Origin of the sequence: Curtobacterium sp. DN_7.5 (assembly GCF_022655355.1) — a bacterium.
GTDB classification, from domain to species: Bacteria; Actinomycetota; Actinomycetes; order Actinomycetales; family Microbacteriaceae; genus Curtobacterium; species Curtobacterium luteum.
The window spans coordinates 454,541-474,834 of the sequence record NZ_CP093378.1; the positions used below are offsets into that span (position 1 = coordinate 454,541).

The 20,294-nt window shown below is 71.3% G+C and carries 15 protein-coding genes and 1 pseudogene; 10 read left to right on the plus strand and 6 right to left on the minus strand.

Annotated elements, in window-relative coordinates:
- The first annotated feature begins 2 nt into the window (after positions 1-2).
- A complete protein-coding gene (locus tag MON03_RS02210; RefSeq protein WP_242090251.1) occupies positions 3-419 on the plus strand; it encodes a DUF3151 domain-containing protein in 417 nt (138 codons plus the stop codon).
- Positions 420-596: 177 nt separating this feature from the next.
- Here MON03_RS02210 and MON03_RS02215 read toward each other — a convergent pair whose 3' ends face one another.
- The 4 genes and pseudogenes from MON03_RS02215 to MON03_RS02230 form a co-directional block, all read right to left on the minus strand.
- The gene (locus MON03_RS02215) at positions 597-3,647 is read right to left on the minus strand and encodes a glycoside hydrolase family 2 TIM barrel-domain containing protein (RefSeq protein ID WP_242090253.1); all 3,051 of its coding nucleotides are present in this window, start codon (positions 3,645-3,647) and stop codon (positions 597-599) included.
- On the minus strand, positions 3,644-4,579 hold the full coding sequence (locus MON03_RS02220; RefSeq protein WP_022902156.1) for a carbohydrate ABC transporter permease: 936 nt from the start codon (positions 4,577-4,579) through the stop codon (positions 3,644-3,646). The genes MON03_RS02215 and MON03_RS02220 overlap by 4 nt, the downstream gene beginning before the upstream one ends.
- A 251-nt stretch (positions 4,580-4,830) precedes the next feature.
- Positions 4,831-5,772 (minus strand): annotated as a pseudogene (locus MON03_RS02225) (carbohydrate ABC transporter permease); the annotation flags it as partial.
- Positions 5,769-7,133, minus strand: coding sequence for an extracellular solute-binding protein (locus MON03_RS02230; protein ID WP_022902158.1), 1,365 nt, complete (start codon positions 7,131-7,133; stop codon positions 5,769-5,771). The pseudogene MON03_RS02225 and the gene MON03_RS02230, both read right to left, overlap by 4 nt.
- A 229-nt stretch (positions 7,134-7,362) precedes the next feature.
- Here MON03_RS02230 and MON03_RS02235 point away from each other — a divergent pair, with 229 nt between their 5' ends.
- Complete coding sequence (locus tag MON03_RS02235; protein ID WP_242090254.1) at positions 7,363-8,520, plus strand: baeRF2 domain-containing protein; 1,158 nt, start codon at positions 7,363-7,365, stop codon at positions 8,518-8,520.
- Positions 8,521-8,674: 154 nt separating this feature from the next.
- Here the strand turns inward: MON03_RS02235 and MON03_RS02240 are convergent, their stop codons facing one another.
- A complete protein-coding gene (locus MON03_RS02240) occupies positions 8,675-9,871 on the minus strand; it encodes an MFS transporter (RefSeq protein WP_350355073.1) in 1,197 nt (398 codons plus the stop codon).
- Positions 9,872-9,938: 67 nt separating this feature from the next.
- Here MON03_RS02240 and MON03_RS02245 point away from each other — a divergent pair, with 67 nt between their 5' ends.
- Positions 9,939-10,655, plus strand: a complete 717-nt coding sequence (locus tag MON03_RS02245) for a GntR family transcriptional regulator (RefSeq protein ID WP_229727989.1) — start codon at positions 9,939-9,941, stop codon at positions 10,653-10,655.
- A 72-nt stretch (positions 10,656-10,727) separates the two neighbouring features.
- On the opposite strand, the gene MON03_RS02250 is transcribed toward MON03_RS02245, so the two are convergent.
- Entirely contained in the window at positions 10,728-10,880 is a 153-nt protein-coding gene (locus MON03_RS02250) for a hypothetical protein (protein ID WP_022902162.1), read from the minus strand.
- A gap of 233 nt (positions 10,881-11,113) precedes the next feature.
- Between MON03_RS02250 and MON03_RS02255 the strand changes: the two genes are divergently transcribed.
- The 7 genes from MON03_RS02255 (at position 11,114) to MON03_RS02285 (ending at position 20,244) form a co-directional block, all read left to right on the plus strand.
- Positions 11,114-12,220 (plus strand): LacI family DNA-binding transcriptional regulator, encoded by a 1,107-nt coding sequence (locus tag MON03_RS02255; protein WP_242090256.1) that lies wholly within the window; start codon positions 11,114-11,116, stop codon positions 12,218-12,220.
- Positions 12,221-12,660: 440 nt separating this feature from the next.
- Positions 12,661-14,427, plus strand: coding sequence for an ABC transporter substrate-binding protein (locus MON03_RS02260; RefSeq protein ID WP_217504384.1), 1,767 nt, complete (start codon positions 12,661-12,663; stop codon positions 14,425-14,427).
- Positions 14,424-15,404, plus strand: a complete 981-nt coding sequence (locus tag MON03_RS02265) for an ABC transporter permease (RefSeq protein WP_175328818.1) — start codon at positions 14,424-14,426, stop codon at positions 15,402-15,404. The genes MON03_RS02260 and MON03_RS02265 overlap by 4 nt, the downstream gene beginning before the upstream one ends.
- 58 nt (positions 15,405-15,462) lie before the next feature.
- A complete protein-coding gene (locus MON03_RS02270) occupies positions 15,463-16,395 on the plus strand; it encodes an ABC transporter permease (RefSeq protein ID WP_175328817.1) in 933 nt (310 codons plus the stop codon).
- Entirely contained in the window at positions 16,392-18,179 is a 1,788-nt protein-coding gene (locus MON03_RS02275) for an ABC transporter ATP-binding protein (RefSeq protein WP_242090258.1), read from the plus strand. Before MON03_RS02270 ends, MON03_RS02275 begins: the two co-directional genes overlap by 4 nt.
- Positions 18,176-19,048 carry an alpha/beta fold hydrolase gene (locus tag MON03_RS02280; RefSeq protein ID WP_242090260.1) on the plus strand — a complete coding sequence of 291 codons (873 nt, stop codon included), beginning with the start codon at positions 18,176-18,178 and terminating at the stop codon, positions 19,046-19,048. Before MON03_RS02275 ends, MON03_RS02280 begins: the two co-directional genes overlap by 4 nt.
- 8 nt (positions 19,049-19,056) lie before the next feature.
- Positions 19,057-20,244 (plus strand): glycoside hydrolase family 1 protein, encoded by a 1,188-nt coding sequence (locus tag MON03_RS02285; protein WP_148286188.1) that lies wholly within the window; start codon positions 19,057-19,059, stop codon positions 20,242-20,244.
- Positions 20,245-20,294 lie beyond the last annotated feature (50 nt).

Sequence of the window (20,294 nt, forward strand, 5' to 3'; positions counted from 1 at the left end):
GCATGCCGGAGAACCTGCTGCCGAACCCCACCATCCCCGAGACCCTGCTGCCCGAGGAGCCGGAGGTGACCTCGGCGCTCGCCGCCGACACCCCGGTGGCGAGCGTCGTCGTGTCGCACCCGGCGTCGAGCCTGGCGTGGGCGCTGCTCGCCGACGAGGCCTGGGAGCGTGGCGCGACGCTCGAGTCGTACGCCTACGCCCGGGTCGGCTACCACCGCGGTCTCGACGCGCTGCGGAGGGCCGGCTGGCGCGGTGCCGGGCCGGTCCCGTGGTCGCACGAGCCGAACCGGGGCGTGCTCCGTGCCCTGTTCGCCCTGCGGCGCGCGGCAGCGGCGATCGGTGAGGAGGGCGAGCCCGAGCGGCTGACGGCGTTCCTCGAGCAGAGCGACCCGGAGGCGCTGCGCGCGCTCGAGGCGTAGCGCGCGGCGCGCGCCGCCGCGCGCTGCGCGCGCCGCCGCGCGCGGCCCGCGGCGCCCGCGGTGCGAGTCGCCAGCGCACAACCAAAGTCACCCCGAACCACGCTTCCGCCTGGTTCGGGGTGACTTTGGTAGTGCGAGCGCGCCGGCGCGCGCGGACGCGACGCCCGCGGACGCGCCCTACGCCAGCACCACGCTCCACGAGAACGCCTGCGGCCACAGCTGGTGCTCCGGTAGCACGTCGAGCCCGCACGCCCGCGACCCCAGCCCGTGCTGCGCCGCGTCGAGGTACAGGTACGTGTGGTCCGGCGTCGGCAGCTCGTACGGGTGCCCGGCCCGCCCGACCTGCTGCGCCGTCCACGGGGTGAGCGTGAACCCTGCCCGGTGCGCCCCGACCGTCGACACGGTGAGGTCGCCCACCGAGAGCGACCGCAGCCCCGGCCGGTGCCCGGACTCCTGCGGCATCGAGTAGTCCACCGTCAGCGACCTCGCCGGCGCCGTGAAGCGGCCGACCCGAGCCGCGTGCGACGAGTCCGCGTACGACTCCGCCGGCCCCGTCCCGAACCACGTGACGTCCTCCTCGAGGAGCGACACCGGCAGGTCGAACCGCACGCCGATCCGCGGCCAGGTGACGTCCCACGCACCGAACGGCACGGCGTCGGTCTGCAGCTGCAACCCGGCGTCCGTCAGCGTCCAGCGGTGCGTGACGTCGACGCCCCACCCGCTGTTCGCCGCCGCGACCCGGACCCGCTGCTCCAGGCCCGACGGCGTGCGCGACACCGACACGAGCCGGTGCGTCAGTCGGTCGAGCCCGCGTTCCCGCCACCGGACCGCAGACGCGGGGGCGTCCGGGTCCCCGACCCCGTGCGTGAGCACCGGGTCCGCCGTCTCGTACCCGCCCTGTGACGCCAGGCTGTCGTTGTCCGTCGGCGCGCGCCAGAGCTCGAGCCGCGGCCCGGCCACCTCGTGGCCCTTGAAGGACGACAGGTCGCCGCGCGCCGTGAACGTCGCGTCCCCGAGGCGGTCGCCGTCCCAGGTCTGCCGGGAGGCCCGCGGTGCGTCCGCCGGTCGGCTCGCCACGAGCCGCTGGGTGCGTGCGACGACGTGGCCGGTGTCCGCCCACGCCGTCGGTCCGGCGAGCTCCGCGGTCACGTCGAACCACAGCTCCTCGCCCGCTGCGAGGGTGTCCCGCTCCGCCCCGGCCCGGAGCACCTCGTCCGGCACCGGCACCGTGGCCGAGGCCCGCGCGGCGATGATCCCGGGGGCGAACCGTCCCGACGCCTCGACCACGCCGTCGCGGGACAGCGTCCAGCAGAAGCGCAGTCCCGCGGTCGAGGCGGAGTGGTACCGGTTCTCGATGAGCAGGGTCGTGTCGGACGACGACATCCGGATCGGTGCCACGACGGCCGCGAACTCCGCGAGCCCCGGGGTCGGGGTGTCGTCCGGCAGCACGAGGCCGTCCATCACGAAGTTGCCGTCGTGGACCACCTCGCCGAAGTCGCCGCCGTAGCCGTGGTAGGGGGTGCCGTCGGCCGTGTGGGTGAGCAGTCCGTGGTCGCGCCACTCCCACACGAACCCGCCGTGCAGCCGCGGGTACGTGTCCACGAGGGCCTCGTACTCGGCGATCTGCCCCGGCCCGTTGCCCATCGCGTGCACGTACTCGCAGTGGATGAACGGCTTCGACCGCTGCCGAGCGGCCTCGGCCGGACCGCACTCGAGCAGGGGCGTGGGCGTCCCGCCGCCGATCGACTCGGTCTCCTGCAACGTCGGGTACATCCGTGAGTACACGTCGGTGTACTCGCCGGTGTAGTCGCCCTCGTAGTGCACGGGACGCTCGTCGTCGCGGTCGTGCACCCACTGCGACATCGCGGCGAGGTTCCGCCCGGTGCCGGACTCGTTGCCGAGCGACCACATGACGATCGAGGGGTGGTTCTTGTCCCGTTCGACGGTCCGCGCGATCCGGTCCAGGTAGGCGTCGCGCCATGCCGGGTCGTCGGACGGGTTGCCGACCCAGTTCGTGAACAGGAAGCCGTGGGTCTCGAGGTCGCACTCCAGGATCACCCAGAAGCCGAGCTCGTCCGCGAGGTCGAGCACGCGCGGGTGCGGCGGGTAGTGCGAGGTCCGGATCGCGTTCACGTTGTTGCGCTTCATGAGCGCCATGTCCGCGCGGGCGTGCTCCTCGTCGAAGACCCGACCCCGCACGGGGTGGGTCTCGTGGCGGTTGACGCCGTGGAACACCACGCGCTCGCCGTTCACGAGGAACCGGTCGCCGTCGATCCGCACGGAGCGGAAGCCCAGCCGCAGCGAGACCGTCTCGCCGCCGGCTCGGCCGCCCGCAGCGGTGCCGGTCGACAGGGTCGCGTCGTACAGCCGCGGCAGCTCGGCGCTCCACGGCTCGACGCCCTCGACGGTGATCGGCGCGACGTCGGACGCGGACGCCCACGTGACGTCGATGCCGAGCGACGGGACGGAGAACCGCACCGGGAACGTCGCGTCGATCGTCGGCACGGAGATCGTCCCCGTGCCGGTCGACGGCCGGCCCGATGCAGCGGTCCCCGCGGTCGCGGCCGACCCGAGCACGGGCTCCCAACCAGCGCGCACGAACACGTCGTCGATCGGTGCCGACGGACGCGCGAGCAGGGTGACGTCGCGGAAGATGCCCGGCAGCCACCACTGGTCCTGGTCCTCCAGGTAGGACGCGCCCGACCACTGGTGCACGCGCACGAGCAGCTCGTTCGACCCGGGCCGCAGCAGGGCGGTGACGTCGAACTCGGTCACGAGCCGCGAACCGGTGCTCCAGCCGACGAGCGTGCCGTTCAGCCACACCCGGAAGTGCGACTCGACCCCGTCGAACCGGAGCACCACGCGTGCTGCGGCATCGAAGGACCCCGGGAGCGAGAACGTGCGCCGGTGGTCGCCGGTGGGGTTCTCCTCCGGCGGGTTCGGCGGGTCGATGGGGAACGGGTACTGGAGGTTCGTGTAGCTCGGTGCCCCGTGCCCGTGGAGCACCCAGTGCGACGGCACGGGGAGTGACCCCCACTCGTCGTCGGCGCCGGGGAGCGGGACGTCCGCGACCGGTGCCCAGCGGAAGTCCCACTCGCCGTCCAGCGACAGCGAGGGGGCGTCCGTGTGCAACCACGCGCGGGGCGCGAGCCGCGAGTCGGAACCGGGGGTGGTGGACGCCAGGTCGGCGAGTGCCGAGTCGGCGGATGGTCGTGCAGTGACGGTCAACCCTTGACCGATCCTTCCGTGAGGCCCCCGCGCCAGAAGCGCTGCAGGACGATGATCGCGATCACGAGCGGGATGACCGAGACGAGCACTCCGCCGGTGGTGAGCTGGTAGAACTCTGGCAGACGATCGACCTGTGCCCGCCAGTTGTTGAGTCCCAGTGTGATCGGGTACAGCTTCTGGTCTGCCAGCATGATCAGCGGCAGGAAGAAGTTGTTCCAGATCCCGACCACCTGGAACAGGAAGACCGTCACCAGCGCCGGGGTCATCTGGCGCAGCACGATCGTGTGGAAGATCCGGAGTTCCCCGGCCCCGTCGATGCGCGCCTGCTCGAGCAACGCCGTGTCGACCGACGCCGCCGCGTACACCCGGCAGAGGAACAGTCCGAACGGGGAGACGAGGCTCGGGATGAGCACGCTCCAGTAGGTGTCGGTCAGGCCGAGCGTCGAGAACAGCAGGAACAGCGGCAGTGCCGTGGCGGTCCCCGGGACGAGCACGCCGCCGAGGATCGTGCCGAACACGAGCTGCCGGCCGCGGAACTCGTACTTCGCGAGCGCGTACCCGCCGGCGGCGGCGAAGTAGGTCGCGAGCACGGCCCCGACGCCGGAGTACAGGATGCTGTTCGCGATCCAGCGGACGAAGATGCCGCCGTCGTACGAGAACACCTGCTGGATGTTGCTGAACAGCGCGAACTCCCCGCCGAACCAGAACCCGTTCGTCGAGAACAGCGCGCCGGTGGTCTTCGTCGCCGCGATGACCACCCAGTACAGCGGCACCAGGAAGTAGATCGCGACGAGGACGAGGATGCCCGTCACCACGATCTGCGACTTCCCGGAGCGGTCGAGCTTGCGCCGCTCGTGCGCGGTGATGGCTGTGGTGTCGACGGGCTCCGCCGCCTGCCGGGTGACCGGCGCCTGGATCGTCTCGCCGCTCATGCTTCCGCACCCTTCTGGTCGGTCTGGGCCCCCGTCGCCCGGTTCCGGGGCACCGCGGAGCTTGCGGAGCGGTGTTCCGGCCGTGGCGATGGAGAGAGGCGCGGCGCGGCTCCGGTGGTCGTGCTGCGGTTCGCGACGCCGGTGGCGGGTCGCGACCCGGTGGCGGACGTGTCACGCGTCTGGAGCGCACGCCGCGCCTCCAGGCCGTCGCGCTTCGCACGCTTCTTCTGGTCCCGCTCGCTCTTCGGCGGGCGGTTCGTCAACGCGAGGAACGCGAACGACAGGACGAACGCGGCCAGCGCGATGATCACGGCCTGGGCCGACGCGACGCCGTACTCGTTGAAGGCGAACGCGTTGGTGTACGCGGCGTAGTTCGGCGTGTACTCGGTGTCGATCGCGGGCGCCACCGTGGACAGGATCTGCGGCTCCGCGAAGAGCTGCAGCGTGCCGATGATCGAGAACACCGTCGTGAGCACGAGGGCCGGCGCGATGAGCGGGATCTGGATGCGCCACGCGACCTGGAACGCGTTCGCGCCGTCCATCTTCGCGGCCTCGTAGACCTCGCCGGGGATCGACTTCAGCTGCGCCACGATGATGAGCATGTTGTAGCCCGTGTACGTCCACGTGACGATGTTCGCGATCGACCACAGGACGCTGTTCGCACCGAGGAAGTCCGGCTGCAGCCCGATCGACTGCAGCAGCGCCACGATCGGGGAGAGCCCCGGCACGTAGAGGAACGACCACAGGATCGTCGCGATGACTCCGGGCACCCCGTACGGCATGAAGTACACGGCGCGGAAGAACGCGGGCCAGCGGGCGCTCGCCGACTCGAGGAGGAGCGCGAGGATCGTGCAGAGGACGATCATCACGGGGACCTGCACGATGCCGAACAGGAGCATGCGGCCGATCGAGGCGACGAACCCGGAGTCCTGCAGCGCGATCGCGTAGTTGTCGAACCCGGCGAACCGGCCGACGACGCCGTCCTCGCCGAAGAGGCCCTTGCGGTCGACGGTGGTGAAGCTCTGGAACAGCGCACTGATGATCGGGATGATGAACGTCAGGACGAACAGAGCGAGGAAGGGTCCGAGCAGGATCCACGGCGCCCGCTTCTGGGCAGCCGTGGCCTTCGTGCTCGTGCGGAAGCCGGTGCGCGGCTGCGAGGCGGCCGTCGCGCGGTCCTGGGTGGCGGTCATCGTGCGGTCCTCACGCTCAGGCCCTTGTCCTTGAAGGACTGGACGATCTCCCGTTGGGCGAGCTCGACCGCGTCGGTGAGCTTCAGGCCGCCGGTCAGCTTGCGGCGGAACTGGTTCTGCAGGCTCGTGAACGCGGACTGGGTGACCGGGGACCACGACCAGTCGACGTTCTGCTCCTTCGAGGCCGGCACGAAGACCTCCTCGTTGTAGTTCTGGCCGGAGAACCACTTCGACGGTTGCTCGCGCTGCTCGCCGATGTAGTCGACCGCGGGCGACCACCCGATGCCGCAGTACTTGATCATCGCGTCGATGCCCTCCTTCGACGTGGTCATCCAGGTGATGAACTCGAGCGCCTCCGCCGGGTGCTTCGCGTTCGCCAGGACCGCCGCGGTGGAGCCGCCGATCGCGCTCGAACCGAAGCCCGTGTCGCCCCAGGTCTGCATGGGCGCGACCTTCCACTTGCCCTCGCCGCCCTGGACGGACTCGATGAGCGCATCGCCCCAGCTGGCGCTCGTGACGGCTGCGATCCGTCCGCTCGCGCACGCGGCGTACCAGCCGGGGGTGTAGGCACCGGCGGACGTGTCCACGAGCCCCTCGTCGATGCAGCCGTCGAAGAACTCGGCGACCATCATCGTCTTGTCGTCGGTCATGTCGACGACCCACTCGTCGCCGTCGATCCGGAACCACCGCGCCCCGGCCTGCTGGGCGTACGCGGCGAACGGCGAGGCATCGGCGACGGGGAACACCTCGAGGTAGTTCTGCTTGCCGGTCTTCCGGACCTTCTCGGCGAGGACCTTCCACTCGTCCCAGGTCGTCGGTGGCTCGCTGCCGGCTTGCTCGAGGATCGCCGTCTGGTAGTAGAAGCCCATCGGCCCGGTGTCCTGCGGGATGCCGTAGATGCCGTCCACGAACGACACCTGCGCCCAAGCAGCTTCGTCGTACTTCGACTCGAAGTCCTTCGCGCCGTACCGGGCGAGGTCCGTCAGGCCGTTCGCGAGCATGAACTCGGGGATCTGGCGGAGCTCGACCTGCCCGATGTCCGGGCCGCCGCCGGCCGCGAGCGCGGAGTACATCTTCTGGTACCCGCCGCTGTTGCCACCGGGGATCCAGTTCGCGGTGACCTGGATGCGGGGGTGCTCCGCGTTCCACACGTCGCAGACCTTCTGCAGGTCCTTGAGCCACGCCCAGTACGTGAGCTGGACGGTCTCCCCGCCGGACGCGGCGGGGATGAGCGCCGCCTTGTTGACGTTCGTGGAGCCCGGCACCGCGCAGCCGGCGAGGAGTCCCGCCGCCGCCGTCCCCAGGCCGAAGCCCAGGAGTTGTCGTCTGGTGATCGGGCTCCGCCTGGTTGATGGCGTCATTGCACGGCTCCGGTTCGTCGTCGATCGGCGTCCCGCCCAGCAAAGCACAAAACCGAGCGTTGCTGTACTTTCACGCATGTCGCTGGACGTTCCCTGGCGGATGTGGACGCGCCCCGCCCGAGGGGTGGATGGTGGGCGCACGCGGACGCCGGGGACCGTGAGAGGGTCCGATGAACCGGTCCGCCGTCGGGGCTGTCCTGCTCCGGCACGCTGAGCGGAAGGAGTTGCCATGACGTCGACCAACGCGACGAGCGAACTGCACGAGATCCTGGGACAGCGGCTGGAGGGCGGGGGCACCTGGGCGTGGGCCTACGCCGACGTCTCGGGCAACGTCGAGGACCCGCGGCGGCAGGCGGCACTCCGGCTCCGGGCAGTCGAGGAGTCCCTGCGCGCGCAGGGGGCGTCCGACGCCGTCGTCGACGCGATCGCGGCCGAGTTCGAGCAGGAGGCCGGTGTCCCGTCGCCGGTCACCCGGTACGTGCTCGTCCACGACGGCGCCGTCGTGCTGAGCGAGGTCCTCCCCGGGCACGTCCACGGAGCCGAGTCGGTCGGTGTCGGGGCCGTGCCGGACCTCGTGCCGCTCGTCGCCCACCGGCCGGTCGACCTGCCGTTCCTCGTCGTGCACGCCGGCAAGGAGGGCGGTGCGTTCCGCACCTACCGTCTCGGCCACGCACCGGTCGCGTCGGCCGAACGCCAGGTGGAGGGCCGCAACGACACGCTGCACTACGCCAAGGCCGGCACCGGGTGGAAGCAGCCGCACTGGCAGGCCCACACCGCCGAGATCTGGAAGCAGAACCAGTCCGAACTCGCGGGCGCCCTCGACGCCACGGTGCGCGAGCTCCGACCGGGCCTCGTCGTGGTGGCCGGCGACGTCACGGCCAGGGAACTCCTCGTGAAGTCGCTGTCGAACGAGACGAAGGCGCTCGTGTCCGTGTTCCCCGGTGACCCGCGGGCGGACACCGCATCGAAGCAGGCGTTCGTCGAGCACGTCGAGGTGGCGCTCGCCCGCGTCGTCGCGACCCGCCGGCACGACCTCGAGGACCTCCTGCGCACCCACGTCGGCCGCGGCGACAACCAGGCGGTGGCCGGCCTCGGGCCCGTCGTGGAGGCGCTGCAGCAGGCGCAGGGGTCCGTGGTGGCGCTCGACGCCGTGGCGATCGGTGACCGGACGCTCCTCGCGCTCGGGGCGGCGCCCTGGGTCGCGACGGCTCCGGAGCAGGCCGCGGGCGTCCCGGTGATCGGCCCGGTGCCCGCGGTCTGCGCCCTCGTGCGGGCTGCCGTGCTGACGGACGCGGAGCTCGTGCTGGTCAACGCCGCGTCGCTGCCAGGCGGTGCCGCGGCTGCGGCGCTCCTGCGCTGGCCGGTCGGGCCGGCCGTCCCCGCCTGAGGCGCGACCCACCGACGGACGGGAGGCCCGTGGCGGCCCCGCCACGGGCCTCCCGTCCGTCGCCCGGTCCCGCGCGTCCCGCGCTTCCATGGCTGCCCGGTCGGTCCGGGCACCCCTGGTGGGTCCGGGCGTCCCTGGTCGTTCCGGACGGCCCTCAGTCGTGCGAGCGGTCGCTCCGCGGCACCAGCGGCAGCGCGAGCAGCGGCAGCACCGCCACGATCGAGAACGACGCGGCGAAGCCGAGTCCCGCGACGAGTGCTCCGACCCCGGGGCCCACGGCGCTCGCCGCGATGAACTGCCCCGTGTTCTGCGCCCCCAGCGCCCGGCCCGACCAGAACGGTCCAGCGGCCTCCGCCACCGACGTGTAGGCGAGCCCGTTGTCCGCGACCGTCACGCTCGTCGCGACCACGAGGAACACCGCACCGGCCGCGAGGTGTGTGGCGTCCACGAGCGCCAGCACGCCCATCACCACGGCGGCGCTCAGGGCGACGATCCGCAGGGGGCCGACGCGGGATGCGACCCGGTCGCTCCACGCCCCGACGAGGATGCGGCCGATCGCCCCGACGAACTGCGCCCCGCCGACGAGGAGACCCGCCGCACCGGTGGGCCAGCCGAGCCCGACGAGCCACACCAGGCCGTAGGTCGACAGCGTGAACTGGGGCACCACGAGCAGCACCGACACCGCGTGGATCCGCCAGAGGAACCCGCCCGAGCGGTACGGGTTGGCCACCTGCTCCGCCGCCGCGGTCTCCCGGGAGGGACGCGGCGGGTTCGCGATGCCGACCGCGCACAGCAGGGCCAGCACGGCGCAGAGCGCGACCGGCAGCACGAGCGAGGCCCGGACGCCGGCCGTCTCCGCGAGCTGCGGGACCGTGACCGCGGCCAGCGTGACCCCGAGCGGTTGGGACATCTGCCGGATGCCCATCGCGAGGCCTCGGCGCTCCTTCGGGAACCAGCCGACGACGACCCGGCCGCTCGCCGCGTTCGTCGAGGCGCTCGTCATCCCGGCCGCGAGGAACGCCAGCCCGAGCAGCACGGTGTCACCGGCGGCGGCCCACGCGGCGGCGACCGCGAGGGTGGTGAGCACGAGTCCGCCTGCGATCACGGCTCGTTCGCCGAACCGGTCCGTGATCGCTCCCCAGGCGATGAGCGTGAGCACCATGCCGAACGTCGGCGCCGCCGCGAGCAGGCCGGCGGCCGGCAGCGGCATGCCGTGCGCGTGCAGGGACGGGATGAGGAGCGCCGGCGCGGAGACCACGAGCGTGCCGGCCGCCTGCGCGGCGACCCCGAGCGCGAGCATCGTCCACGCGCGGCGGTTCGCTGTCGGGCGTGGAGCGGTGGTCGTCGTCACGGGGTTCCCATCGGAGCAGCGATTGGTATACCAAAACGGTATACCATGCCTGCTAGGCTCTCCGACCGTGGCTGGAACGACGCAGGCGATGACGACGGACGACGCGCCGGTCTCGCAGACCGCGCAGCTCTACGACAACCTCCGGGCGGCGATCCTGACCCTCGACATCGCTCCGGGGGAGCGCATCTCGGAGCGCGGGCTCGAGGCGCGGTTCCACGCCTCGCGGACCCCGGTGCGCGCGGCGCTGTCGCGGCTCGAACGCGAAGGGCTCATCCTGCACGAGGGCCGCTCGTGGACGGTCACGCCCATCGACCTCGACGAGATCGCGTCGCTCGCCGAGCTCCGGGGCGTGCTCGAGCCCGCGGCCGCGAGGCTCGCCGTCGCCCGAGCCTCAGCCGAGCAGCTCGACGAGGTCCGGTCGCACCTCGACGACCTCCGCGCCGCACCGGACCAGCGGTCGGGCATCCGGATGGGCTCGACGTTCCACCTCGACCTCGCGGCGCTCGGCGGCAACCGGTTCATCACCGACGCCGTCGCCGACGCGCTCACCCGCCTCGAACGCACCCGGTGGATCGAGGTCCGGACGCCCGAGGCCCGCGACGCCGCGTGGGAGGAGCACAGCGCGATCCTCGACGCGGTCCGCGCGGGCGAGGCCGACCGTGCTGCCGACCTGCTCGCAGCGCACGTCGCGGGGACCAACGACCGGCTGCTGGCGTTCATCGCGCAGGAGCGTCGTCGGCTGCGTGGTGCGGGCATGGCGATCGTCGGGCCGACCGCGCGCTGAGGCGTCGGGCCGACCGCGCGCTGCGGCGTCGGGCCGGCCGTGCGCTGCGGCGCCGCGCCGGTGGTGGCGCCGTCAGACGGTCGGCTCCTCCGACCCGTCGGGTTCGCCGAAGATCCAGGCGTTCTGGTTGCCCTGACTGTGGTCGAGCAGTCCGCTCTTGACCTCGTCGATCGCGATCGACTCCGTGATCAGGTCGCGGCTCTGACCGCGCGTGTTCTTCGACATCGTTGGCTCCTGTGTGCGTGGGCATCGGTGGTGGAGCAGGCCCCTGCCTGCTGATGCGCTTCCTCACGGGACGTACTGAGGTCGCCCAATTGTCGCGCCGATCATCCGCAGAGCGCAAGAGTCCGAGACGCCCTGTGGACAGGGCGGTCGCGGCGGCGTGCCTAGGATGGTCCGGCCGCGCCGGCCGCGCCGGGCGCGGCGGCACCAGCGCGACGGCGGACGGGAGGCACGGCTTGGCTGGACAGCGCACCGCGCCTCCGACGGTCTACGACGTCGCCTCCGCGGCCGGCGTCTCGATCGCCACCGTCTCGCGGGTGCTCCGGACGCCGGACGCCGTCCGCGAGGGCACCCGTGACCGCGTGCAGGCGGCGATCCGGACGCTCGGCTACGTGCCGTCCGGGAACGCCCGCGCCCTCGCCGGCAAGCGCACCGGCGTCGTCGGACTCCTCCTGCCCGGGTTCGACGTCGTCCCGGACGAGCGCCCCGACCTCGTCACGGACGGCGGGGTCCGGGTGGTCGACGACCGACGGCACGTCACCCAGCCGTTCTCCTCGAACCTCTACTTCGACGAGGTCCTGCGCGGCGCCGAGCTCGAGGCCTGGCAGCGCGGACTTGCCCTCATGGTCGCGGCCGGGCGCGGGCCGTCGCGGGACGTCATCGTGAACGACGTCGCCGGACGCGTGGACGGTCTCGCCGTGCTCGCGCAGACGGTGCCGGACGAGTTGCTCGAGCACGTCGCCCGACGCATCCCCGTGGTGGTGCTCGCCGACGACCGACGCTCGCACGGCTTCGACTCCGTGAGTGTCGACAACGCCGCGGGCATGCGGACGGTCGTCTCCCACGTGGTGGGGCGGCTCGGCATCCGTTCGATCGCGTACGTCGCAGGGCCGATCGACTCCCCGGACGACATGGAGCGTGCCGCGGGCTTCCGGGATGCCCTCGTGGAACACGGGGTGGACCCGGCCGACGTGCCGGTCGTGCACGGCGACTTCGGTCGAGCCCGAGCGCGGGAACTCGCGACGGCACTGTTCGCGGGCGAGGTGCCACGCGCCGTCGTCTGCTCGAACGACCAGTCCGCGCTCGGCGTGCTCGACGCCGCGGCCGCGACGGGGGTCCGGGTGCCCGAGGACGTCGTGGTCACCGGGTTCGACGGCATCGACGCGGCCCGGTTCTCGTCGCCGAGGCTGACGACCGTCCACCAGCCGATGGGGGAGCTCGGGCGGGCGGCGGTCCGGGCGATCGTCGAGCGGTTGGCGCACCCGGACGGTCCGCCGCGTGCGGTGCGGCTCCCTGTCGAGGTGCTGCTCCGCGAGAGCTGCCCGCCCACCCTCGACGCCTGACCGCGCTCGGGCCCCTGGGCCCCCGCGGCGGCACCGTGCGAGCCCCGCGCCAGGCGCCCCGCGCGCTCCAGCGTGCGAGGTTCCACACACGGTGCGGGGCTCGGGGTCTCGCACGCTGCGCGAATCCTCGCACCGTGCGCCCGGCGCGGCGACGACCTCGCACGGTGCGAGCTCCGCCCCCCGCGTGCCCGAGCGTGCGAGGTTCCACGCACGGTGCGGGGCTCGAGTCCTCGCACGCTGCGCGAATCCTCGCACCGTACGAATCGCGTGGCGACGCCCTCGCACCGTGCGAGCCCCGCACCGACGCACCGACGCCCCTGCACCGTGTCGCGCCCCGCCAAACAACCCGATCGCTTGCGCCCCGCGATGTAAGCGCATACATTGGCCTGGTACCCATCGACACGGAGGTCGACCGAGCAATGACGCTTCCCCCACAGCGCATGCGCGAACCAGCGGGCACCCCCACGCCCGCCGCGCGTACAGCCCGCCGCACCCGCGCCGCCGGCACCGCCCGTCCCCGCCGACGCGGCCGCCTCCTCGCCGCCTTGGCCGGGGTCGCCGTCGTGGCCCTCGCCGCGAGCGGGTGCAGCATCCAGGTCCGCTCCCAGCCGGACCCGAGCATCGGTAAGGACACGATGCTCATCAACGCCGACCACGGCAACCCGCTGTTCGACCGCAACTTCAACCCGTACATCTCGAACTCGCGCACCGCGAGCAAGTGGATGTACGAGCCGCTCATCGAGGTCAACCCGCTCGACGGCAAGGGCACCCCGTGGCTCGCGAGCAGCTGGACCCAGCCGGACGCCCGCACGATCGACATGACGATCCGGCAGGGCGTCGAGTGGTCGAACGGCGACCCGTTCAGTGCGAAGGACGTCGTCTTCACGTTCGACCTGCTCAAGAAGTTCCCCGCGATGGACATCAAGGGCGCCTGGCAGCACATCGACCGCATCGAGCAGGACGGTGACCACGTCGTCTTCCACCTCAAGAGCGACGACGTGCCGAGCCTCAACATCATCGGCGCGACCTACATCCTCGGCGAGCAGCACTGGGGGAAGGTGGAGGACCCGACCACGTGGCGTGACCCGAACCCCGTCGGCACCGGCCCGTTCGTGCTCGGGAACTACACCGACCAGCAGTACTCGATGGACAAGAACCCGCGGTACTGGCAGGCCGACAAGATCGCGATCAAGCACCTCATCCTCCCGGCCACGAACACGCAGCTCGACACCGTCACCCGCGGCTACGACTGGGCGTACTCGTTCATCTCGGACGTCGAGGGCACCTGGGGTGCGGCCTCGAAGACCAACACGTGGTGGTTCCCGGCCGGCGGGGTGATCGGACTCGTCCCGAACCTCACGAAGGCGCCGTACAACGACGTCAACGTCCGCAAGGGCATCTCGTACGCGCTCGACCGGAAGGAGATCGCCGAGACCGCGACCGAGGGCAACCTGACGGCCGCGGGCCAGACGGGCCTCATCCTGCCCAACCAGGAGCAGTACCTCGACCCGTCGATCCCGGACGAGGGCATGATCACGCAGGACACGAAGCGGTCCCTGCAGGAGTTCGCGAAGTCCGGGTACACCCAGCAGGGCGGCAAGCTCGTCAAGGACGGCAAGCAGCTGACCATCACGATCATGACCGCGAACGGCTACTCCGACTGGCTCCGTGCGGCACAGCAGGTCCAGCGGAACCTGACCGCGATCGGCATCAAGGTCTCCCTCCAGGCACCGCAGCCAGCCGGCTACCAGGCCAACCTCAACAACGGCAAGTTCGACATGGCCATGGGCGGCATGGGCAACGGCGACGTCTACCAGGCCTTCAACTCGCTGCTCTCGAGCGACTTCTACCAGCCCGTCGGCAAGTCGACGGTGAACAACTACGAGCGCTACAAGAACGCCGACACCCAGGCGCTGCTCGACGAGTACAAGGCGACGACCGACGAGGCGAAGCAGCGGGAGATCCTGCACCAGCTGCAGAACATCGTGTACGACGACGTCCCCGTGATCGGCATGTACTACGGCGGCCTCTGGGGCCTGTTCAACACGAACAAGTTCGTCGGCTGGCCGAGCGCGGAGGATCCCTACATGGCACCGCAGAACTACGACTCGGCACCGCTGCTGATCTTCTCGAAGCTGCGGCTCCGCGACAGCGCGGCCGGCAAGGAGATCCTGGAAGCGCAGAAGCAGCAGGAGGCAGACAAGTGAAGTACCTCCTCCAGAAACTCGTCCTGTTCGTCCTGACCCTCTGGGCCGCGGTCACGCTGAACTTCGTGCTCCCGCGCCTCATGCCGGGCAGCCCGACCGACGCCGCGCTCGCCAAGCTCAGCCAGAACGGGCCCGTCACCGACGCCACCAAGAAGGCGATCGAGGCCCAGCTCGGTGTCCCGAGCGGCAACCTCTGGGACCAGTACGTCAGCTACCTGCACCAGGTCGTCACGCTCGACTTCGGCACGAGCTACACGTTCTACCCGCAGCCCGTCGGCGACCTCGTGGCCCAGGCCCTGCCGTACACGCTCGTGCTCGTCGGCCTCGTCACGATCATCGCGTTCGTGCTCGGCACCCTCATCGGCGTCGGCGCAGCGTGGAAGCGCGGCACGTGGCTCGACTCCCTCCCGACCCTGTCCGGCAGCTTCATGTCGACGTTCCCGTACTTCTGGACGGCGCTGCTGCTGCTGTTCTTCCTCGGCTACGTCCTGCACTGGTTCCCGACCACCGGCGCCTACTCGGCCACGACGACGCCCGGGTTCAGCGGAGCGTTCATCGGCGACGCGCTGCAGCACGCGATGCTGCCGGCGATCACGATCCTCGTGACGAGCCTCGGCGGCTGGATCATCGGCATGCGCAACGCGATGATCAACACCCTCGGCGACGACTACGTCACGTTCGCCGAGGCCAACGGGCTCCGCGGCCGCACGGTCGCCGTCCGGTACGCCGCGCGGAACGCGATCCTGCCGAACCTCACCGGCTTCGGCCTCGCGCTCGGCGGAGTCGTCGGCGGGTCCGTGCTCGTCGAGCAGGTGTTCGGCTACCCGGGCATCGGCTACCTGCTGTTCAACGCCGTGATCGGGCAGGACTACCCGCTGATGCAGGCCCTCTTCCTGATGATCACCGTGTCGGTGCTCATCGCCAACTTCATCGTGGACGTCCTGTACGGCGTCCTGGACCCGAGGACGCGCCGATGACCACAACGTCGCGATGGGCGGCGTGCTCCGCCCACAACCACCACCCGAGGACGCGCCGATGACCACGATCGCAGTTCGCACGCAAGAAGAAGAACCCACCGCCCCGAGCAGACTCCGAGCCGCCGCCCGCCAGTTCGGCGTCGTGTGGAGCAACACCAAGGCCCGCGTCGGCATCGTCATCCTCGGCGTCTTCGTCGTCGTGGCGATCGCCGCCCCGCTCCTCGCCCCCTACGGCGCCAGCCAGAACGGCTTCGCCCGCAGCGCCGACGCCACCTGGGCGCACTGGATGGGCACCACCGCCGCCGGCGAGGACGTCCTCTCCCAGCTCATCTACGGCGCCCGCGTCTCCGTGCTCGTCGGAGCGGTCGCGGGCTTCCTGTCCACGCTCGTCGCCGTCGCGATCGGTCTGAGCTGGGGCTACATCCGTGGCTGGGTCGCCGAGGTCATCGGGTTCATCGTGAACCTGTTCCTCGTCATCCCCGGCCTGCCGCTCATGATCGTCATCGCCGCGTACCTGCAGAACGGCGGCATCGCGGTGATCATCGCCGTGATCGTCGTGACGGGCTGGGCCTGGGGCGCACGCGTCCTCCGGAGCCAGACGCAGTCGCTCCGCAGCCGTGACTTCGTGACGGCCGCGCAGTTCTCCGGCGACGGCGCCACCCGGATCGTCTTCCGCGAGATCCTGCCGAACATGACGAGCCTCATCGTCGGCTCGTTCTTCGGCGCGGCGACGAGTGCGATCCTCGCCGAGGCCGGCCTCGAGTTCCTCGGACTCGGGGACTCGTCGATCGTCAGCTGGGGCACGATCCTCTACTGGGCGCAGAACTCGAACGCGCTCCTCACGGGCCAGTGGATCCTGCTCTTCGCCCCCGGTCTCTGCATCGCCCTCCTGGCGATGAGCCTGACCCTGATCAACTTCGGCGTCGACGCCGTGTCCAACCCGCGACTGCGCGAGGGCGCGCGTCGCAAGCGCAAGGAGGCCACCGCATGAGCGGCGCACCCACGCACGCATCGGACGGACGGGAGGCGCGGGACGGCGCCGCCACGCGCCTCCCGTCCGGCCCGCACCGCGCCACGAGCGTGACGCAGGACGTCCTGCTGGACGTCCGCGACCTGTCGGTCGTGTACGAATCGGCCGGCCAGGAGGCCGTCCAGGCCGTCGACCACGTGTCCTTCCAACTCCGGAAGGGCGAGTTCGTCGGCCTCGTGGGGGAGTCCGGCTCCGGCAAGTCGACCCTCGGCTACGCGCTCACCCGGCTGCAGAAGCCGCCGGCGCGGACGAACGGCGGCAGCATCGTCTTCGCGGGCGAGGACATCCGTGACCTCGACGACGAAGCGCTCCGCCAGCAGCGCCAGGGCGGGTTCGCGATGGTGCTGCAGTCGGGCATGAACGCACTCAACCCGGTGCGGACGATCCGCAACCACTTCATCGACGTCTTCAAGGCCCACGGCCACGTGCCGCGCGAGCGCTGGGACGCCCGGATGCGGGAGCTCATCGAGAAGGTGAAGCTCCCCGACACGATGCTCGCCCGCTACCCCGGCGAGCTCTCCGGCGGCATGCGGCAGCGCGTGTCGATCGCCCTCGCCCTGTCGCTCGAACCGCGGCTCATGGTGTTCGACGAGCCGACCACGGCGCTCGACGTCCTCGTGCAGCACGCGGTGATGGACACGATCATCGAGCTCCAGCAGTCCGAGGGCTTCACGGCGATCCTCATCAGCCACGACCTCGGCATCGTCCTCGAGGCCACCGAGCGCGTGCTCGTGATGCACGAAGGGCGCATCGTCGAGGACGGCGGCTCGATGGAGACCCTGCGCGACCCGCAGGACGACTACACGAAGATGCTGCTGTCGCACTACGCCGACCCGCGTGCAGAGGTCGTGTCGCTGCCCGGGTTCCCGGATCGGTCGCAGCGCACCGCGACCCGGCAGGAGACCACGTCGTCGTTCAGCACGGTGGGGTCGCGGGAGCGGTCCGCTGCCCGGAACCCGATCGTCGTCGACCACCTCGTGAAGACCTACCCGGCGCCGCGTCGCGGCGAGCAGCCCGTCCAGGCGGTCCGCGACGTCTCGTTCACGCTCGAGCCCGGGCAGTCGCTCGCCCTCGTCGGGCAGTCCGGCTCCGGCAAGTCCACGATCGCGAAGATGCTCACCGGCGTCGAGAAGCCGACCACCGGCACGGTCCGGTTCGGCGACGTCGACGTGGCGGAGCTCGGCAGGCGTGGCCTGAAGGACCTCCGCTCCGAGGTGCAGATGGTGTTCCAGGACCCGTACGCGGCGCTCAACCCGCTGCACACCGTCGAGTACATCCTGTCCCGTCCGATCGCGAACTACACGGGTCTCCGCGGCCGGGACGCCCGGCGCCGGATGCTCGAACTCCTCGAGACGGTCGGGCTGACCCCCGTGGAGCAGTTCGCGCAGAAGCTCCCGCACCAGCTCTCCGGTGGGCAGCGGCAGCGCGTGGTCATCGCCCGGGCACTCGCGAGCGACCCGCAGGTGATCATCGCCGACGAGCCGGTCTCGATGCTCGACGTCACGCTCCGCGCCGGGGTGCTCGCCCTGCTCGAAGACCTCCGGGAGCAGTGGGGCGTCTCGCTCCTCTACATCACGCACGACCTGCTGAGTGCCCGGCTCATCACGGACGACATCATGGTGCTGCACGACGGCGCCGTGGTGGAACGGGGCCGCACGGCCGAGGTGCTGCAGGACCCGCAGGACCCGTACACGGTGGCGCTGCTCGACGCGGTGCCCAACCCCCGAAGGGCACTGCTGGCATGACCACGCTCCACGACTTCCCGACCGTCCCCGCCTTCGGCCACCTGCCCACCCCCGAGGGCGTCGACGTCGTCGGCATCGACCTGCCCGTCGGGCGTCTCACCGCGTACCGCGTCGTCCCTGCGGGCGAGTCGAAGGGCACCGTCCTGATCGTCCCCGGGTACACCGGGTCGAAGGAGGACTGGCGGACCTTCATGCCGCTCCTGGGCCGGGCCGGCTGGACCGCAGTGGCGATCACCCGCCGCGGCCAGGCCGACTCGGCGCGGGCGTCCGGGCCGCAGGGCTACACGCTGGACGAGGAAGCGGCCGACGTCGTCCGGGTCGCAGCACTGCTCGACGACGGTGCGCCCGTGCACCTCATCGGCCACTCGCTCGGCGGCGTGATCGTCCGCGAGGCCGCCATCGCGTCCCCGGAGTCCTTCCGCGACGTCGTGCAGTTCTGCTCCGGACCGTACGGCTGGCCCTACCGCAAGGTCGCCGAGCTGACGATCCTGCACGACACCGGCGGGAACCTCCGCCAGCTCTTCGACTCGACGAACCCGCTCTGGGCCTACCGCCCCGACGAGGAGCTCCCCGACGACCCGCGCTTCGTCCGCGACCGCTTCGACGCGCACGACCCCGCGAGTGTCATCGCCGGCGGGCACATCCTCGAGGACCACACCGACTCGTCCGCCGAACTCCGCGCGACCGGCCTCCCGGTGCTCGTGACGCACGGCGAGTGGGACGGCGCCTGGCCGATCCCGTGGCAGCGGCAGATGGCGGAGGACACCGGGGCCGCGTACGAGGTCATCCCGACGAGCTACCACGGTCCGCAGGTCGAGAACCCGGCGGCGACGCTCGACACCTTCGACCGCTTCCTGTCCGCCCACTGAAAGGCCCCATCATCACCACGCTGCAGTTCCCCGACGGCTTCCTCTGGGGCGCCGCCACCGCCGCCCACCAGATCGAGGGCAACAACGTCAACAGCAACTGGTGGGTGCACGAGCACGAGCCCGACACCACCATCGTCGAACCCTCCGGCGACGCCGCGGACAGCTACCACCGCTACCGCGAGGACATCCGCATCGCCGCCGACCTCGGCCTGAACTCCTACCGGTTCAGCATCGAGTGGGCGCGCATCGAGCCCGAGCGCGGCTGGGTGTCCGGCGCCGAGATCGACCACTACCGCCGCATGGTCGACGCCTGCCACGAGGCCGGCATCGAGCCGATCGTCACGCTCATGCACTTCACCGTGCCGCGGTGGTTCGAGCGCGACGGCTTCTGGCGAGCACCCGACGCGGCCGACCTGTTCGCCCGCTACACGGAGGCCGCGCTCCCCGTGGTGCAGGACGGCGTCCGCTACGTCTGCACGATCAACGAGCCGAACATCGCCGCGATGCTCGCCGGGGGTGAGGACGCATCGAACCTCGTGGCGTACGGCCTGCCGAACCCCGACCTGCACGTGGCCGACCAGCTGCTCGCCTCGCACAAGCGGTCCCGCGAGGTGCTCGCACAGGTCGACGGACTGCAGTCCGGCTGGACGATCGCGACGCAGGCCTTCCGGTCGAACGGCGAGCCCGGTGCCGACGCGAAGCTCCGCGAGTACGGGTACCCGCGCGACGACTGGTACCTCGAACAGGCCGCGGGGGACGACTTCCTCGGCGTGCAGGCCTACACCCGCACGTTCATCGGGCCGAACGGTCCGCTGCCGGTCGCGGACGACGTCGAGACGACCCTCACCGGCTGGGAGTTCTACCCCGAGGCGGCCGCGGACGGACTCCGTTCGGCATGGGAGCTCTCCGGCCACGTGCCGCTGATGATCACCGAGAACGGCATCGCCACCGCCGACGACACCCGCCGGGTGGCCTACACGCAGGGCGCCCTCGAGGGCATCCACCGCTGCATCGCGGACGGCATCGAGGTCCTCGGCTACCAGCACTGGTCCCTCCTCGACAACTACGAGTGGGCGTCGGGCTTCCGCCCGACCTTCGGGCTCGTCGCGTGGGACCCGGAGACGTTCGAGCGGACGCCGAAGGACTCGGCGCGCTGGTACGGGCGGGTCGCGCAGGCGAACACGCTCACCGTCTGAGACGCGACCAGCCTGGAGGCGCGACCTGCGTCCCGACGCGGGTCGCGCCT

What these genes read in the sequence shown, in the direction of transcription:
- MON03_RS02210 (WP_242090251.1), top strand. Translation starts at nt 3, where the DNA reads ATGCCGGAGAACCTGCTGCCGAACCCCACCATCCCCGAGACCCTGCTG.
- MON03_RS02250 (WP_022902162.1), bottom strand. Translation starts at nt 10,880, where the DNA reads ATGTCGAAGAACACGCGCGGTCAGAGCCGCGACCTGATCACGGAGTCG.
- MON03_RS02270 (WP_175328817.1), top strand. Translation starts at nt 15,463, where the DNA reads ATGACCACGATCGCAGTTCGCACGCAAGAAGAAGAACCCACCGCCCCG.
- MON03_RS02230 (WP_022902158.1), bottom strand. Translation starts at nt 7,133, where the DNA reads ATGACGCCATCAACCAGGCGGAGCCCGATCACCAGACGACAACTCCTG.
- MON03_RS02280 (WP_242090260.1), top strand. Translation starts at nt 18,176, where the DNA reads ATGACCACGCTCCACGACTTCCCGACCGTCCCCGCCTTCGGCCACCTG.
- MON03_RS02260 (WP_217504384.1), top strand. Translation starts at nt 12,661, where the DNA reads ATGCGCGAACCAGCGGGCACCCCCACGCCCGCCGCGCGTACAGCCCGC.
- MON03_RS02235 (WP_242090254.1), top strand. Translation starts at nt 7,363, where the DNA reads ATGACGTCGACCAACGCGACGAGCGAACTGCACGAGATCCTGGGACAG.
- MON03_RS02220 (WP_022902156.1), bottom strand. Translation starts at nt 4,579, where the DNA reads ATGAGCGGCGAGACGATCCAGGCGCCGGTCACCCGGCAGGCGGCGGAG.
- MON03_RS02275 (WP_242090258.1), top strand. Translation starts at nt 16,392, where the DNA reads ATGAGCGGCGCACCCACGCACGCATCGGACGGACGGGAGGCGCGGGAC.